Raw genomic sequence first — 15,574 nt, 5'->3', positions numbered from 1 at the left:
GGCGACTGAGGAGGGCGGGCGAGGAGTAGGCGTCACCGTTCCTGCAGGTCACCGCGGACCGGCGTACTCGCGTGCGATGGTGCCTGCGGTGAGGGTGGCCAGCATCTCCTTCAGGGCAGTCACGAAGTCCAGCTTGAACGCGGTGAGCGAGGGGTCGGCTTCGTAGGCGGCGAGCATCGCCGGTGAGGGCCGCGCGTGTGTCCACACGGCACCGATGGCCATGATCATTCCTGCGGTCAACTGCGGTGCGCTGGCGCCCAGTTCAGGAAGGTACTCGCGGGCCGACGCCGCGATGTCGGCGACGTTGGCCACGGCAGCGCGCTTATGGCGGGCGGCCACCTGCGGTGAGACATTGTGTTCCAGTACGCCCGCCTGCGCGCTCAGCAGATCGCACAGGACCCGGCGCTGGGCCAGGGAGCCCGCGATCACGGCGGCGAACTGCTCCGTACGTCGGCTCACCGGAGCGTCCTGGTCGATGCCGGCGTGCGCAAGGGCGGGCAAGTCGGCCACCCACTGCTGCCAGGCGCGGTCGAGCAGCTCCAGCAGGATCGCCTCGCGCGACTCGAAGTAGCGCAGCACATTGGACTTCGCCAGGCCGACGCGGCGGCTCAGCTCGTTCAGGCTGATCTCGGCGATGGGCATGTTCTCGAGCATGGCGGCGGTGGTGTCGAGGATGGCCTGGCGCCGTATCTCACGCTGCTCCTCACTGCGTGCGCGCTGGAAGTCCGTCATGCCCCCATGCTACAGACTGGCGGTCTTTTGACATCAGACCGCCGGTCTTCTACGTTGGTCGCAGGGAAACAGACCACCGGTCTGAAAAGGGGGAACAGTCTTGGGCGGCGCACTAGGACCGGCGCCCTTCATCGACAAGGTCCTCAACAGGGGCTGTCCCGACGTTGTCCACCTGCCCTGGGCGGACGACCTGCTCCGGCACGGCGGCAGTCCGGGGTCCGGGAGAAGCACCGCGGCGTGACGCATGAAGGACGGCCTGGCGGCCCAGTGCCGCCGGGGCCTTCGGCAGCAGGCGCATGCGCCTGCACATGCGCCTGCACAGCGTTCGGGTCCTCGCCGAAGCCGTCCTCGCCGAGGACTCCCTCGGCATGCTCTTCCAACCCGGGTCACGGCCCCGCCGAGCGACGCATGGCCGAGCACGAGATCAATGAATCCAAGGAGCGTGACAACGATGAACCACTGGACTCCCGACGACATCACCGATCAGACCGACCGCACGGCGCTGATCACCGGCGGGAACAGCGGGATCGGACTCGAGACCGCCCGCGTGCTGGCCCGGCACGGAGCCCGCGTCATCCTGGCCGGCCGCAGCCAGACCAAGCTGGACCAGGCCGCGGAGGCTGTGCGCGCCGCGGCCCCCGGGGCCCGGACGGACACCCTCGTGCTCGACCTCGCCGACCTCTCCTCCGTCCGCGACGCGGCCACCCGGATCGCCGAGACCGAGACGGTCGACCTGCTCTGCAACAACGCCGGCGTGATGAACCTGCCCGAGCGGCGGACCACCCGCGACGGCTTCGAGATGACGGTCGGGACCAATCACCTCGGCCACTTCGCCTTCAACGCCCAGGTCTGGCCCGCCGTGCGCCGCTCGCCGGCACCGCGGGTGGTCACGGTCAGTGCCATCGCGGCACGGTGGCCGATGGGCAGGCTGGACGATCTGATGAGCGAGAAGAGTTACCGCGCCATGGGTGCCTACGCCAAGTCCAAGCGCGCCAACATCGTCTACACCCTGGAACTCGCGCGCCGCACCGCAAGCAGCCCCGTCGAGGCGCTCGTCGTCCACCCGGGGTCGGCGATGACCGGTCTTCAGCAGCACGGCAACGGCGCCCTGAGCCGCATGGTCACCCCGATCGCCGCCCGCCTGCTGATGGGCTCGGCCGAGGGCGCGGCTTGGCCCTCCCTGTACGCGGCGACCAACCCGTACGTCCGGTCGGGCAGCTTCATCGGTCCCGCCGGACGGGACCAGACCTCCGGCGCGCCCAAGCCGGCCAAGCTTCCCAACGGCGCCGACGACCCCGCGGAGGGCAGGCGACTGTGGGCGGCGAGCGAGCAGCTCACAGGTGTCCCCTTCGGCCTCGAGACCGGGGCCGCCATTTAGGGTCCGTCGACGTGACCTGCCCGAACGCTAGGGCCGCCCGTGGCAGACGCCGACCACACCCGCTTCCGCCGCTGTGCGCTCGACGGGTTCTTCCCCCGTGGCCCCGCAGCAGGTCCAGGTCTCCTGCGCGACGGTAGCTGCCTGCCTTGGGGCTACGGCGCCCCGCACGCTCGATACGACTGGCCGCGCAGCACGCGGCACGCGGGTTCGTCGGCGGTTGACGGCGTGATGACCGAGGTGCTGGCGAGCCCGAGGCCTTCCTTGCCGGAGGCTGGCCGCCACCGCGAGTTGGGCGGTGTCCGGGGCATGATCGCCCGAGCCGAGGACGATCGGTGTGCGGCCGGGATGTTCCACCGTGGCCGTCCAGCCCTCCGGCACCGTGGCGTCGGCGGCCGTCATACCGGCAGATCACGCCACGGAACTGCGGTCCGGACCCGGAACAGGATGCCGTTCACCACCGTGCGGTGGTCACTTCACCGGCGCGCCTGCGAGCGCGTCCAGGACGTCAGCAACCGGGGTGGGATTCAGGGGACCGACGTGTGACGCCCTGGGGAAGTTGTGCACGCGGAAACTGTTACCGGGTGTGGACGCGTCGGCTTCCGCGATCATTCTGTCCTGGAGCGCGGTGGCGATCGTACGGTCCTTGCCGAAACGCAGGTAGGTACGGGGAACGCGTCCCCAGGTCCCGGGCCGGCCGACCGCTCGGCCCGCATAGGCGGCGACGGGTTCGTCGGTCTGCATGCCCGCCAGTATCCGGCGGAAGTCGGCGTCGGGGTAGTCCGCGCAGATCATCTCCTTCAGGAGGGCCAACTCACCGCTGACCCCCGTACGGAAGTTCAGCCGCAGCACCCCGAGCCGGTCCGGGTCCCCCACCGTCAGCTCCACCGGGCTGACGGCGTCCGCGTTCTCGGGTGCCGCTGTGCAGGCGTCCGCCGTGGGCAGGACGCGGCTGGGGCAGAAGGCCGCCATGTAGCAGATGTGGTGCAGCAGATGCGGGACGGCGTCGCCGACCCGGCTGACCGACACGCCGCCCAGGCTGTGCCCGACCAGCACCACCGGGCCGTTGCGTGCGGCCTGCCGCACGATGCCCGTGACGCGTGCCTCGTAGTCGTCCAGCCCGAGCCCTTTCAGCGGAGAGGGCTCGACCGCCATCGCTGCGAGGTCCTGCCGCTGGTACGACTCCGCGACGAAAGCCTCCGCGCCGTGCCGCGGCTGGTCCACCATGACGACGCGGTGGCCGCGCAGCACCAGCTCCCGCGCAATCGGCACCCAGAACGCGCCGGCGCTGTGGGTACCGTGCACCAGCACGTACGTTACGAGCCCGCGGCGCGGGGCCGCAGCGGCCGGCGAGGTGCCGAGCCCGGGAGCCAGTGCCATGCCCCCCACCGCGAGTCCCAGCCCACGCAGCGCCGTCCGCCGGGTGGCACCCTTTCGTTCCTCATTCGTGTCATCCATCATGAACACCACGCTATGAACGGCCCGTTCCGCCCACCAGCGGTCCAGCACCCCCACCGGGGTGGACCCAGAACCACCCTGCCCTGCGGCTCGCATCACTTGGGTCGGCGCCGCGAACGTCCGCGGGCGAGCACATCCTCGCTGCAACCGTCGTCCAGATGCTCCCGGGTCCGGTCAGGCCCGCAGACCGTCCACCGCCGTGTCGATCGCTGCCAGGGCAGCAGCTCTGTCGAGTCCCGCCCTCGATACCAGCGAGAGACCTTGGACCAGGTAGAGCAGCAGGAGCGCCTGGTCCTCGGGGCGGGCCTTGTCCGTGACCTCTCCGGCTGCCTGAACGCGGCGCAGCGCGTCGGTGACGATGTCGGTGAACCGGCGGTACGAGCGGGTGACGATCTCCGTGGCTTCGCTGTCCTGGGGGACCAGTTCGGCGGTCGTATTGCCGACGAGGCAGCCCTGCGGCACGCCCACGTCGGAGACGAGTTCGTCCAGTCTGGCGGGATGGATCAGGATCTCGCGCAGGGCGGGCAGGAGCGGGCCGGTGTCGAGCGTGGCGGTCAAGTGCCGCTCGTACACCTCCCAGTAGAGCCTGACGGCTTCGAGGTAGAAGCGCCGCTTGTCGCCGAATGTCCCGTAGAGGCTGCCGCGCTCGACGGCGAGCGCGTCGACGAGGTCCTGGACCTGCTCGCGGAGAAGATGGCCGCGGGCGGCGGCGGCAGCATCGTCAACGTCAGCTCCACCGCGGCCGGCCTCGGCATGCCGGGCATGGCCCTCTACGGCGCCACCAAGGCGGCGCTGGAGTCACTGACCCGCACCTGGGCGGCGGAGTTCGCCGCCTCGAACATCCGGGTCAACGCCGTCGCTCCGGGCCCGATGCGCACCTCGAAGGTGGTCGCGGCGATGGGACCGGACATGGGCGGCATGGGGCTGACCACCGCGCTCAAGCGCACCTCCGACCCGGCCGAGGTGGCCCAGGTGATCGCCTTCCTCGCCGGCGACCGGGCCAGTTACATGACCGGAGCGATCGTGGCCGCCGACGGCGGCCGCACCGCGATCTGAGAAGGGAGACGACGATGGATCGCCTGGTGGGAAAGCACGCCCTGATCACAGGGGGAACGAGCGGCATCGGCCTGGAAACGGCTCGCGAGTTCCTCGCCGAGGGAGCCGCGGTCGCCATCACCGGCCGCTCACGGGAGAGGCTGGACGCCGCGGCCCGGCAGTTGGACGGCCCGGTGCTCACCATCGCCAGTGACGCCGGCGACGTACCCGGCCAGGCGGCGCTCGCGGCGCGGCTCCGGGACGAATGGCCGAAGCTCGACATCCTGATGAGCAACGCCGCCGACGTCACCCATCTCCCCATCGAGGCGTGGACCGAGGAAGCTTTCGACAGACTCGTCGCGACCAATCTCAAGTCGCCGTTCTTCCTGATCAGGGATCTTCTGCCGCTCTTCTCACCGCAGTCCTCGGTCATTCTCGTCGGCTCCGTCTCCGCGTACGTCGGACACGAGAACGCGACGGTCTACGGCGCGGCCAAGGCGGGTCTGCTCTCCTACACACGCGGGCTGACTCACGAGCTGAAGGACCGGGGCATCCGTGTCAACGGGCTGAGCCCGGGCCCGACGATCACCAACGTGTTCGCGTCCCTCGGTCCCGAGCGCCGGGACGCCCTCTACGAGGAGCTCCGGCAGACCGTGCCCCTCCACCGGCTGGGCACCGCGACCGAGTTGGCGAAGGCAGCGGTCTACCTCGCCTCGGACGAATCCGCCTACACCGCGGGGACCGTACTGCGCGTCGACGGAGGCATCGGTCAACTCGCCTACTAGGCACTGTCCGGCGGATCGCGTGTCTAGGAACCAGAAGGGCATCCTGCCCTGGCACCGGTTGACACGACAGCCCTTTCAGTTCTTACGGATTCGGCGGGCTTTGGCAACGAGTCTGCGAGGCAGCTTCGGACCCGCACATGCGTAGTCGATCAGTAGGTCCCGGTAGGTGGTGTTTGCGAGTTCCGGCGCCAGGGCGATCAGGGCACTCAGGTCGTCGGACGAGCCGGAAAGGCGTGTGCGGTAGGCGGCGCTTGCCGCGCGCAGGGTGACTTCGTGAGGCTCGTATTCCAAGCCCTGATCGGCGAGGCACGCGGCTGCGGCGAAGTCGCCCTGCTCGGCGCGCACGTCGGCTAGGTCCAGGTAGAGGGACCAGTTGGCGGAGTCGAGGAGCAGGGCGCTTTCGAAGGCAGCAGCAGCCTGATCCAGGTCGCCCATCACACGCCATGTTGTCGCTCGTGCGACGGCCGTCCACATGACCCGATCGACGCCATCGGCGCGGTCACACAGCGCAAAGGACTGTTCGTACCGACCGCAGGCCCGCGGCAGCCGTGCCATGGCCGCCAACGACTCCGGCGCGGGATCCCGTTCGGACACCACGTCGAGAGCACGGAACCAGGGCGCGAACCGCTCCCGCATCTCGTCGGTGTCCAGGTCGTGACCATAGTCCAACGTCCGCAGACACGCCTCGGCCAGCGCCGCAGCGCTCACCGCGCCGAGAAAGCGCGCATCGCCGAACCAGGGGGCAGCGCCCCACGCCACGTCGGGCCGCACACCCGTGACCGAACCAAGGGCCATCACCGCGTCGTCCATGTCCCCTTCAAGGAACAAGAAGTACGCCTGCGCCAGCACAGCGCTCAAGGAGCCGTCCCCTTCGAGGCTCTCTTTCAATTCCGAGCGTCGGCCTTGCCACAACTGGGCGAGGGCCGCATAGGGCTCCGGAGCTGCCGGTGCCGAGGCTATTGCTCCCACCAGAAGCTCCACGGCGCCCACCGGGCTTCCGCCGCAGTGCGCCATCACACCAGCGAGACTGACTCCCGCCGCCACTGACTGATTCGACATCGCCAGAGAATACCCGTGGCCAGGCGCGCAAAGCGACGATCGGATCAGGAGGGGAGAGCCCCTTCTCGACGCCACGCCAGGTCCTGCCAGTTGCTCACTCGTTGGACCAGCATGGGGCGGGGTGATCTGACGATTGCTGAGTGGGTCCGGCCGGAGCCGCACCTGCCGGCATCGGGACGGCGGGCTCAAGAACTCCCGAGCCGTCGCCACCCGCTACGGCAAGAGGGCCTACGTCTGCCATGGCACCGTCACAGTTGCGACGGTCCGCTTATGGTTCCGCCCGTGACCCGCCGGACAGTGCCTAGCCCTCCGCGGTCGTCTTCGTCCACACGCAGCGCTCGATGCCCGTACCTGTGTTCCCGCGGCTGCGGTACGCGGCCGACCTCACGTCCCCTGGCACAGGCTCCGGACCTCTCCCAGCAGAGCCTGGTAGCCCTCTCCGTAAGCGGCTACCGCCGCGTACACGGCGTCGAGGGCCGCCCGGAGCGGGTCGGCTGCCGCCGCGTCGAGGAGTGCGGGGAGCGCCATGTGGGGCTGGGACATGCGCAGGCCGGGGTCCGGCTCTCCGTGCGTGATCCGCACGATGTGTCCCACGTCCCCGCCCGACCGCGGTGCCGGTGGAGTGGGAAGACGCGCGGGCTCCGCCGCCCCGGCTGCGGCTGCGGCTGCGGCGGGACCGACGATGCGGCGGGACGGAGCGGGGCGGACCGGCGACGGTCGTCCGTCGTGAGGAGCCGGTGGCCGAAAGGGAGGCCGCTCGGGCGGGACGGCCCGGCCGACGGTCCGGTCCGGTACCTGCGGATCGGATGACAGGGCCCGCCAGGCCTGGTCCGGGTCGTCCAGGGGCGGCGGCAGCGGACGGCCCTCGACCAGGGCCGCGAGTCCCGCCGCGACCCATGCGAGCCGGTCAAGGCCGGCGACCTCGCAGGCGCGGCGCGCGGCGAGCCGGGCCGTCGCGCGCTGCGTTGCCGGACCGGCCTGGTCGATGGCATGCACGAGAGCCGGATCGAAGCGAAGCAGACCGCGCACGTTGCCGCCGACTTCGCGCAGGGCGCGGCTCGGCAACTGCCCACCCCATTCCCACCGTTCGCGGGCCAGCCGACGCTGCTCAGCGACTCGTTCCTGGGCGAGGCGGGCCAGCCGTTCGGCCGCGGCGCGTTCGACCGGCGACGGCGGAGCGGGTTGTTCACGGGCGTAGCCGTGCCAGTACGCGGCGATCGACGAGGTCTGTTTCACCATCCGGTCCGGCGCAGGTTCGGCCGGCCAGAACTGCAACAGATAGCAGTCCACTTGCTGTTGCCCGGCCGGCCGGGTGTCCTGCCGGCGCGCCTCGTCCATGCCCCGGGCGCAGTAGCGCACCCGATAGTCGATCTCTTGCAGGCCGAGCGACCGCGCGGCCCCGCCTCCGCATTCCACGAGAGCGGCGCCGGCCGACGCGGGACGGAAGGAGACCTCCACGACGTCCTCCCACACCGGGTCCAGGCGGGGAGCCCGGTCGTGCACCTCGACGCTGAAGCCGACATTCCCCGTGTGCAGCCCCGTCTGCAACCACAGCGCACCGGGTACCGCCGCTCCGCACAGTCCGGAGGTCTGGCCGCCGAACGCCTCCGCCAGACCGGGGCCAACGGCGTCCGGACCGCTTTCGACGTAGATCTGGCTGTACTCGACACGGACCTCGCCCGTGACCGGCCTCTGCACCCTTGCCCCCCACACGACAGGCCAATCTCCGCCGCACTCCCGCAGACACGACGGCCGGGTTCCAAGGCTACGGTGTCTCCCGGACGAGTACCGCGGCTCACGTGACGAGGGGGTCGCGAGGGCCGTCGTGTCCGAGCCCCGGGCTCGCCGGCACGTGTCCGTCAGGAGAGAGGCGAGGACGGTCCACCATGACCATGCAACCCTGGTTCGCCGAAGCCAAGCTCGGCATCTTCGTGCACTACGGCATCTACTCGGTCGAGGGCGTGCCCGAGTCCTGGGCCCTGTTCGACCAGGTCATGCCGCACGAACAGTACATGCGCCAGCTGGACGGCTTCACCGCGTCCGGCTTCGACGCCGCCTCCTGGGCGCGGCTCTTCGCCCGCGCCGGTGCCGGTTACGCCGTCCTCACCGCTCGGCACCACGACGGAGTGGCCCTGTGGGACACGCGGTTGGGCGACCTGAGCGTGGTCCGTCGCACCCCGGCCGGCCGCGACCTGGTCGCCGAGTACGTGGAGGCGATGCGTGACGAGGGCCTGAGAGTCGGCCTGTACTACTCGCACTCCGACTGGAACCACCCTGACTACGCATCGGTTCGGCACCCCCGGCCGCCGCACCCCGAACTGGTCGACAGCGCCTACGTCTCCCCCGCGCCGGGCGCCGAAGACCCCTGTGCCTGGGACCGCTACCTCGACTACCGGGACGATCAGGTACGCGAGCTGCTCACCCGGTTCAGGCCGGATCTGCTGTGGTTCGACGGTGAGTGGGAACGCTCGGGCGACCAGTGGCGGATGTCCGAACTGGCGCGGACCGTCCGCGACCTGGCTCCGGACACGGTGTGCAACTCGCGGCTGCTCGGCCACGGTGACTACGCCACGCCGGAGCAGGGACTGCCGGTGTCCGCACCGCGGACGCCCTGGGAGTTGTGCCTCACCGTCAACGACTCCTGGGGATACCGGCCGTACGACGCGAACCACAAGAGTGTGGGGCAGCTCGTGCGGTACTTCGCCGAGACCATCGGCATGGGCGGCAACCTCCTGCTCGGTGTCGGGCCGCGCGCGGACGGCAGCATCGTCGAGGATCAGGCTGAACGGCTCGAAGGGCTCGGCGACTGGATTCGGCGGCATTCCGCTGCCGTGCACGGGAGCGTCGCGGGTCTGCCACCGGGGCACCACTACGGACCGAGCACGCTGTCTCCCGACCGCCGTACGCTCTATCTGATCTGCTTCGACCCTCCGAGCGAAATGGTCTGCGTCCGGGGTTTGCGCAACGCGGTACGCCGGATCAGCGTCCTCGGGACCGGCACGGAACTCGCTCACCGGCGCACAGGAGGCCTGCACGACGTTCCCGGGGACCTGTGGGTCGACGCGCCCGCGACCGGGGATCTCGCCCCGCACGGCACCGTCCTCGCCCTCGAGCTCGACGGAGAACTGGAGTTGTACACCGGTCAGGGCCGCGACTGACCACGGTCTCACAGGCTGCGCAGCACCCTCGTCCTGGACATTGCCTCGGCGCAGCCCTCAAGGGCCCGCGCGCCGACGGCTGGACGAAGAAGAACCACCCGGCCCCTCGGCCGGCTGCTCATCAACCGCCCCCGGTGCTCCGAAGGCCGGTCCGTTTGTCGCGTGGGCGGCGTTCAGCAGCTCCATGGCGCGTTCCATGCACCGCACGCGGGCCGGGGAGAAGTCGTACGGCATCTTGCCGATGGCTTGCAGCGCGCTCATCACCGGCTCACCGTCCTCCGGATCCGCTGTCTCATCGTGCTGGTGGGCGAAAAGCTCATCCGCGGATTCGTCGAGCCCAGCCTCCTCGATGGCCGACCCCACAGCGAGCTCGTGGGCGCACCACTGCGCGGCGATCTCTTCCACCCGGGGGTCGTCGGGGTCGACGCTGTCGTCGAGGGCGGTCTCGGCCTCGGTCAGGCGATCGTCCTCGGCCCGCAGGCCGGGATGGGTGGCCAGGACGATGAACCGGTCGGCCTGAACGGCCGCGCCAAGGGGTCCGAAGATGCGCTCGGTGACCAGGAGGGTGTCCAGATCCGACTGCCGCAGGGCGCCGGCCGGCAGATGGCGCACGCGGCCGGTGACGAGGGGGGAGAGCAGACCGAGGGGGTTGCCGCTCTCGCGCCAGTTGCGCACCGCGGCCCGCTGGCGTTCGATGGCGGCTGCCTGGGCGGCCAGGGATTCCTCCAGGCGGGCGAGGGACTGCTCGATGTCGGTGGTGGGCTCGAAGGTGGTGCGGATGTCCTCCAGGGCAATGCCGGCGTCTGCCATTTTGCGGATCCACAGCAGGCGGATCATGTCGTCGTAGCCGTAGCGACGGCGGTCGTCGGCGCCCCGTTCCGGCTCGGGAAGCAGCCCGATGGCGTGGTAGTGGCGGATGGCCCGGGGGGTCGTCCCGGCGAACGCGGCGGCATCGCCGATCTTGACCCGGCGGGGAATCACAGGAAAGTGCATGGGGGCCTCTCGACGTCTCACTCACCAGCCACTGGACCACATGCCGTTACGGCATGTGCAACCTGCCTCCGGCGACGCGGCCCTCAACGACGGCCTTCCTCGAGGAGGCGGTTCGCGAGGTGGAGCAGGTCTGCCAGGCGCAGCACCCGCCCGTCGAAGCCGGGGAGGGGGACGTGCAGCGGCTCGGTCCAGCGGACGGGGATCGCGCCCAGCCCGTAGTACGCCCCCGCCAGGGCTCCCGTCACGGCGGCGACGGTGTCGGTGTCGCCGCCGAGGTCGATGGCCGCGCGGAGTGCGTCTTCGAAGTTGGTGGTGGTGCGCAGGGCCCAGACGGCGGAGCCCAGGCAGGGCCAAACGGCACCGTTGAACTCGGTCGCCCGGTCGGGGTGCCAGTCCGGCGAGAGGACGGTGGCGTAGCGGCCGCGGTGGTCGGGGTGGACCAGCGTCAGGATGTCGGCGAGTTTGGTGAGGGGGTCGGTGTGCCCGTCGAGCATCAGGCGGACGAGTTCGTGGAGGATCGCGGTGCCTTCCCAGGCCGCGCGGTCGCCGTGCGTCAGGGCGGCGATGCGACGGGCCGCGTCCATGGTGGCTTGTGGGCCGGCGGCCGCGAAGTAGACCGCGGAGGTCGACGCGCGCATCAGCGAGCCGTTTCCCGCTGCTCGTTGGCTGACCTGGAAATGGATCGCGGCGGCGAGGTCCCACGGCATGCCGTTGGTCAGGACGTCCTCGGTCTGCAAGCCGATGTCCTTCGGTTCCGACGCCGCCCAGCGCTGGAAACGGGCGAAGATGTCCGGCAGGTCCAACCTCTCCTGTTCGAGGAGCGACTCCGCGACCAGGACGGCCATCTGCGTGTCGTCGGTCGCCTCGCCAGGGTCCCAGCCGCCGCCTCCGCCCATCTCGCCACCGGCGGCGGACGTGGGGAACCGGGCAGAGAACGCTCCCTCGGGGCAGAACTCGAACGGGCCGCCCAACGCGTCACCCACCGCCGAACCGACGACCGCGCCCGCGGCGCGCTGGATTCGCTCCATGGGCTCAGGCTATCGGCGGGGCGGCGCGCAGGCCGTCGATGATCACGGTGAGCATCCGCAGGCGGCGTGCGCTCCACGCCGGCCTGTCCTCGGCCCGCCAGAGGCAGGATCCCAGCAGCAGGACGTCCTCCGCCTCGGCGTCCGGCCGGACCTGGCGCGCTTCCTTCCCGGCCTCGAGCAGCAGGTCCAGCGCGGCGACAGCGGGCGGGCGGTCCTGTCCTCCCCCGGCGCGTGCGGCTGCCTCGACGGCCACGGCCGCCCCGTGCCCGCTGCGGCCGTAAGCGGTGAGGTGCTCGAACCACAGGCGCAGCGCCTCCAGCGGCTCGTACGTGGCCAGCAGTACCACGGCCGTATCGGTGAGCGCGTTCATCTCCTCCTGGTGGACGGCGACCAACAGGGCCTCCCGGCCGGGGAAATGGCGGTACATGGTCCCCTGACCGACACCGGCCGCCCGCGCGACCGACTGGAGGGGCGCCGAGGGGTCGGCGGCGAGGACCGCGCGTGCCGCCGCCAGGATGCGCGCGCGGTTCTCCCGGGCGTCCGACCGCGGCGCGCGTCCGGTGGGTTGCGTCATCCGGTGCCTTCCGTTCCGTGCCCTGGAGGGGCCATGGCCATCCTCATATACTTGCTAGTCAGATGACAAGTATGTTGTAGCCTGGATGCCATGACCACCACTCGCCGCACTCAGGCACAGCGCCGCGCGGAGGCCGAGGCAGCGCTGCTCAGGGCCGCCGCCGAACTGATGGACGAGCAGGGTGTGCGCGCCCTGACCCTGGCGCGCGTGGGCGAACGGGCCGGTTACAGCCGGGGACTCGTCACCCACCACTTCGGGTCCAAGCAGGCCCTCGTCGCACGCCTGGCGCACACCGCCCAGGCGGGATTCGTCCCCGGCCTCGACGGCCTGCCGCCCGGCCTGGACCGGCTGCTGCGCCTCATCGACGGGTACGTCCGAGAACTCGGCCGTATGAACGTGCTGAACCGCGTCTTCCTGCTGCTGTGGGCCGAGGCCGCCACGTCTCCCGACCTCGCCCCCGTCTTCCGTGAGCGGAGCGAGGCATTCCGCGCGGATCTGCGCGAGGACCTGACCGCGGGGATCGCCGAGGGCACGATCCGCCCCGACGTGGCCCCCGACGAGACGGCGACCGCCCTCTTCGCACAACTGCGCGGGATCGGTATGCAACAGCTGGTCGATCCCGCCCACATCGACACCGAACGGCTGCGCGCACACGTCACGGAACACTGGCGCAGGGCGCTGGTCCCCTGAAGCGTCGTTGCGGCAGGCCGGGGTTCCGCGCCCTTCCCGCACTCGTCCCGCACGGTCAGGCCGTGTGTCGCGACGACGCCCGGCGAGGACGCGTCACAGCCGTGTGGCCGTGCGGACCAGCCCGGCAAGGGCGAGGGAGCGGCTGTGCGCGGGCCACGCGATGTGAGTGACGACGGGCGGCGCGTCGGTCAGGGGGACTGCGGTGTGCTCGGTCCACAGCCACGCGCGGGCCGAGTCGGGGAAGACGGCCACGGTGCGCCCGAGGGCGATCAGCTGGGCCAGCTGCGTCTGGTCGTGGATCTCGGGGCCCGGGCCGGGTGGATACGCGCCGTGGCGGGACCAACGGGCGAGAGGCAGATCGGGGATGTCGCCGACGTCGGCCAGGGACAGGGTTTTCCGCGCGGCCAGCGGGTGCCCGGCGGGCAGGACGGCGATCTGGCCCTCGGTCATCAGTTCCTCGCTGTCGAACCCCGCAAGGGAGTTGAACGGCGCGTGCATCAGCGCCACATCGGCACGGCCGTCGCGCAGCATCCCTTCCTGCTCGCACGTGCCGCTCGGCAGCACCTCGACGTCGGCGGCATCGGGCTCGGCCGCATAGGCGTCGAGGAGCTTGTGCAGCAGCTCGTGGGACGCGCCGGCCTTCACCGCCAGCACCAGGCGGTTGCGGGCGCCGCCCGGACGGTCGGCACCACCGGCGCGACGGGTTCGGCGAACGGCCGCAGTGGTCGCGTCGAGGGCCGCGCGCCCCTCGTACAGGAGCATCTCTCCGGCACCGGTCAGGGAGACACCGCGACGGTTGCGGGTCAGAAGACGTACGCCGAGGCGTCGCTCGAGCTGCTGGATCGACCGGGACAGCGGTGGCTGGGCCATACCGAGGCGCTCGGCGGCACGACCGAAGTGCAGCTCCTCCGCGACAGCCACGAAGTACCTCAGCTCACGGGTCTCCAAGGTGTCCATGGCCACAGCGTAACTCTGTGATACCCGCCGGGTATCACAGGGCACTGCACCGGTATTGGATGGGCAGCTCGTCCGCGAGCGAGCATCGACGGCATGAGCGAAACCACGAACACCCCCTCCACGTCACTGCCGGGCGGCACCTGGCCCCTGGGCGATGTGACCGTCACGCGCTTCGGCTACGGCGCCATGCAGCTCGCCGGTCCCGGGGTCATGGGTGCGCCCGCCGACCACGGCGGCGCGCTCGCCGTACTGCGCGAGGCCGCCGCCCTCGGGATCACCCACATCGACACCGCCGGAGCGTACGGGCCGCGTGTCACCAACCAGCTGATCCGTGAAGCGCTGCACCCCTATCCGGCGTCGTTGCACATCGTGACCAAGGTCGGTGCGGTCCGCGACCGACAGGGCGGTTGGATCCCGGCCCGGCGGCCGGCGGACCTGCGCCGTGCCGTCCACGAGAACCTCGAAGACCTCGGCCTCGATACGCTCGACGTGGTCAACCTCCGGCTCGGTGACGCTTCGGGCCCCCGGCCCGGCTCGCTCGCCGAGCCCTTCGAAACCCTCGTCGAACTCCGGCGGCAGGGCCGGATCCGGCACCTCGGAGTGAGTAACGCGACCGCGGAACAGGTCGCCGAGGCGCAGGAGATCGCACCGATCGTGTGCGTGCAGAACATGTACAACCTCGCCCACCGCCAGGACGACGAGCTGATCGACGAACTCGCCGGCAAGGGCATCGCCTACGTGCCCTTCTTCCCACTCGGCGGCTTCACCCCGCTACAGTCCACGGCGCTCTCCGCCGTGGCCACCCGGCTGGATGCGACGCCGTTCGCGGTCGCCCTGGCCTGGTTGCTGGAGCGGTCGCCGAACATCCTGCTCATTCCCGGCACCTCGTCTGCGGCCCACCTGCGCGAGAACGTCGTCGGCGCGGGACTGCCGCTCTCCGGCGAGGACCTCGCCGAGTTGGACAAGATCGGCCAGTAGCAGGTCGAGCGCCTCGCAGCGCCAGGAGATGCGACGGCCCTGGAGACGGCCCGCGGGCGCGGCCGGTCCTCACGGGTGCTTCTGAGGTCGCAGGCCGTCCAGGAAGATGTCCAGGAGGCGGTCGGCCGTGACCGTCGGGCCGGACTGGTGCGCGACGGTGAAGATCCCGATCAGACCGGCCGCGGTCTCCTCGGCGGTGACGTCGGGGCGGAGGTCTCCGGCCGCGCGGCCCGCGTCGAGGATCGTCGTTATGGCGTTCAGGAGTTCGTCCCTGGTCCGGGCGTGGCCGACCGCGCCGGACTCGATCAGGGCCGGCAGGGTGTCGAGCATGCCGTTCTTCGTCGCGATCCACTCGCCGAAGAGGTCCATCCAGCGTCGCATCGCGACGGCCGGTGTCTCGTCGGCGAGCAGGTCCCGGGCGCCTTTCGTGAGGCGGACGACTTGGTCGCGGTAGACGGCCTCCACGAGGGACTCACGCGTCGGGAAATGGCGGTAGAGCGTCCCGATCCCCACACCGGCCTCGCGGGCGATGGCACGCAGCGACGTCTCGCCGCCGGGTGAGGCGAGCACACGTGTCGCGACTTCGAGCAGCTGATCGCGGTTGCGGGCGGCGTCGGCCCGTGTCGCCCGCGGCTTAGGACTCGTCAAACGGATCACGCTCCGGTTATGCTGGATTCCATAACCGGAGCATAGTCCGTTTCGGCTGGCTCCACGAACACGGGGATCGACGAACACAAGGAAACGGGTAGGAC

The 15,574-nt window shown here is 70.7% G+C and carries 16 protein-coding genes and 1 pseudogene; 7 read left to right on the top strand and 10 right to left on the bottom strand.

The window, feature by feature from the left end; genetic code table 11:
- Positions 1-48 precede the first annotated feature (48 nt).
- On the bottom strand, positions 49-732 hold the full coding sequence (locus B9W62_RS38975; protein WP_087811607.1) for a TetR/AcrR family transcriptional regulator: 684 nt from the start codon (positions 730-732) through the stop codon (positions 49-51).
- A 451-nt stretch (positions 733-1,183) separates the two neighbouring features.
- Between B9W62_RS38975 and B9W62_RS38970 the strand changes: the two genes are divergently transcribed.
- The gene (locus B9W62_RS38970) at positions 1,184-2,110 is read left to right on the top strand and encodes an oxidoreductase (protein ID WP_179235899.1); all 927 of its coding nucleotides are present in this window, start codon (positions 1,184-1,186) and stop codon (positions 2,108-2,110) included.
- 468 nt (positions 2,111-2,578) lie between these two features.
- On the opposite strand, the gene B9W62_RS38960 is transcribed toward B9W62_RS38970, so the two are convergent.
- Both B9W62_RS38960 and B9W62_RS38955 read right to left on the bottom strand, forming a co-directional pair.
- Positions 2,579-3,487 carry an alpha/beta hydrolase gene (locus B9W62_RS38960; RefSeq protein ID WP_179235897.1) on the bottom strand — a complete coding sequence of 303 codons (909 nt, stop codon included), beginning with the start codon at positions 3,485-3,487 and terminating at the stop codon, positions 2,579-2,581.
- Positions 3,488-3,739: 252 nt separating this feature from the next.
- Positions 3,740-4,123, bottom strand: coding sequence for a TetR family transcriptional regulator C-terminal domain-containing protein (locus B9W62_RS38955; protein ID WP_256976736.1), 384 nt, complete (start codon positions 4,121-4,123; stop codon positions 3,740-3,742).
- Here B9W62_RS38955 and B9W62_RS38950 point away from each other — a divergent pair, their 5' ends adjacent.
- Complete coding sequence (locus B9W62_RS38950) at positions 4,124-4,621, top strand: SDR family NAD(P)-dependent oxidoreductase (RefSeq protein WP_256976735.1); 498 nt, start codon at positions 4,124-4,126, stop codon at positions 4,619-4,621. It begins immediately after the preceding gene.
- A gap of 14 nt (positions 4,622-4,635) precedes the next feature.
- Positions 4,636-5,385: an SDR family oxidoreductase gene (locus B9W62_RS38945; RefSeq protein ID WP_087811604.1), complete on the top strand. Its 750-nt coding sequence runs from the start codon at positions 4,636-4,638 to the stop codon at positions 5,383-5,385.
- A 75-nt stretch (positions 5,386-5,460) separates the two neighbouring features.
- On the opposite strand, the gene B9W62_RS38940 is transcribed toward B9W62_RS38945, so the two are convergent.
- Positions 5,461-6,444, bottom strand: a complete 984-nt coding sequence (locus B9W62_RS38940) for a tetratricopeptide repeat protein (RefSeq protein WP_179235895.1) — start codon at positions 6,442-6,444, stop codon at positions 5,461-5,463.
- Positions 6,445-6,628: 184 nt separating this feature from the next.
- Here B9W62_RS38940 and B9W62_RS41070 point away from each other — a divergent pair.
- Positions 6,629-6,730: pseudogene (locus tag B9W62_RS41070) on the top strand (IS5/IS1182 family transposase); the annotation flags it as partial.
- 98 nt (positions 6,731-6,828) lie between these two features.
- On the opposite strand, the gene B9W62_RS38935 reads toward B9W62_RS41070, so the two are convergent.
- Entirely contained in the window at positions 6,829-8,142 is a 1,314-nt protein-coding gene (locus tag B9W62_RS38935) for a hypothetical protein (RefSeq protein WP_087811603.1), read from the bottom strand.
- Positions 8,143-8,330: 188 nt separating this feature from the next.
- Here B9W62_RS38935 and B9W62_RS38930 point away from each other — a divergent pair, with 188 nt between their 5' ends.
- Positions 8,331-9,602 carry an alpha-L-fucosidase gene (locus tag B9W62_RS38930; RefSeq protein ID WP_087811602.1) on the top strand — a complete coding sequence of 424 codons (1,272 nt, stop codon included), beginning with the start codon at positions 8,331-8,333 and terminating at the stop codon, positions 9,600-9,602.
- A 57-nt stretch (positions 9,603-9,659) separates the two neighbouring features.
- Here the strand turns inward: B9W62_RS38930 and B9W62_RS38925 are convergent, their stop codons facing one another.
- The 3 genes from B9W62_RS38925 to B9W62_RS38915 form a co-directional block, all read right to left on the bottom strand.
- Positions 9,660-10,595 (bottom strand): MerR family transcriptional regulator, encoded by a 936-nt coding sequence (locus B9W62_RS38925; protein WP_087811601.1) that lies wholly within the window; start codon positions 10,593-10,595, stop codon positions 9,660-9,662.
- A gap of 83 nt (positions 10,596-10,678) precedes the next feature.
- Complete coding sequence (locus tag B9W62_RS38920; protein ID WP_087811600.1) at positions 10,679-11,623, bottom strand: ADP-ribosylglycohydrolase family protein; 945 nt, start codon at positions 11,621-11,623, stop codon at positions 10,679-10,681.
- Between the two features lie 4 nt (positions 11,624-11,627).
- Positions 11,628-12,197, bottom strand: a complete 570-nt coding sequence (locus B9W62_RS38915; protein WP_087811599.1) for a TetR/AcrR family transcriptional regulator — start codon at positions 12,195-12,197, stop codon at positions 11,628-11,630.
- A 90-nt stretch (positions 12,198-12,287) separates the two neighbouring features.
- Here B9W62_RS38915 and B9W62_RS38910 point away from each other — a divergent pair, with 90 nt between their 5' ends.
- Entirely contained in the window at positions 12,288-12,887 is a 600-nt protein-coding gene (locus B9W62_RS38910; protein ID WP_087811598.1) for a TetR/AcrR family transcriptional regulator, read from the top strand.
- Positions 12,888-12,980: 93 nt separating this feature from the next.
- On the opposite strand, the gene B9W62_RS38905 is transcribed toward B9W62_RS38910, so the two are convergent.
- The gene (locus tag B9W62_RS38905) at positions 12,981-13,844 is read right to left on the bottom strand and encodes a LysR family transcriptional regulator (RefSeq protein WP_087812312.1); all 864 of its coding nucleotides are present in this window, start codon (positions 13,842-13,844) and stop codon (positions 12,981-12,983) included.
- A 93-nt stretch (positions 13,845-13,937) separates the two neighbouring features.
- On the opposite strand from B9W62_RS38905, the gene B9W62_RS38900 reads away from it, so the two are divergent.
- Positions 13,938-14,822: an aldo/keto reductase family oxidoreductase gene (locus B9W62_RS38900; protein WP_087811597.1), complete on the top strand. Its 885-nt coding sequence runs from the start codon at positions 13,938-13,940 to the stop codon at positions 14,820-14,822.
- Positions 14,823-14,891: 69 nt separating this feature from the next.
- On the opposite strand, the gene B9W62_RS38895 is transcribed toward B9W62_RS38900, so the two are convergent.
- Positions 14,892-15,479, bottom strand: coding sequence for a TetR/AcrR family transcriptional regulator (locus B9W62_RS38895; protein WP_256976734.1), 588 nt, complete (start codon positions 15,477-15,479; stop codon positions 14,892-14,894).
- Positions 15,480-15,574: the final 95 nt, after the last annotated feature.

Source organism: Streptomyces sp. CS113 (assembly GCF_002188365.1).
In the GTDB taxonomy this organism is placed as follows: Bacteria; Actinomycetota; Actinomycetes; order Streptomycetales; family Streptomycetaceae; genus Streptomyces; species Streptomyces tendae.
The sequence above is the reverse complement of the archived record's forward strand: the minus strand, read 5'-3'. Positions and strand labels throughout refer to the sequence as shown.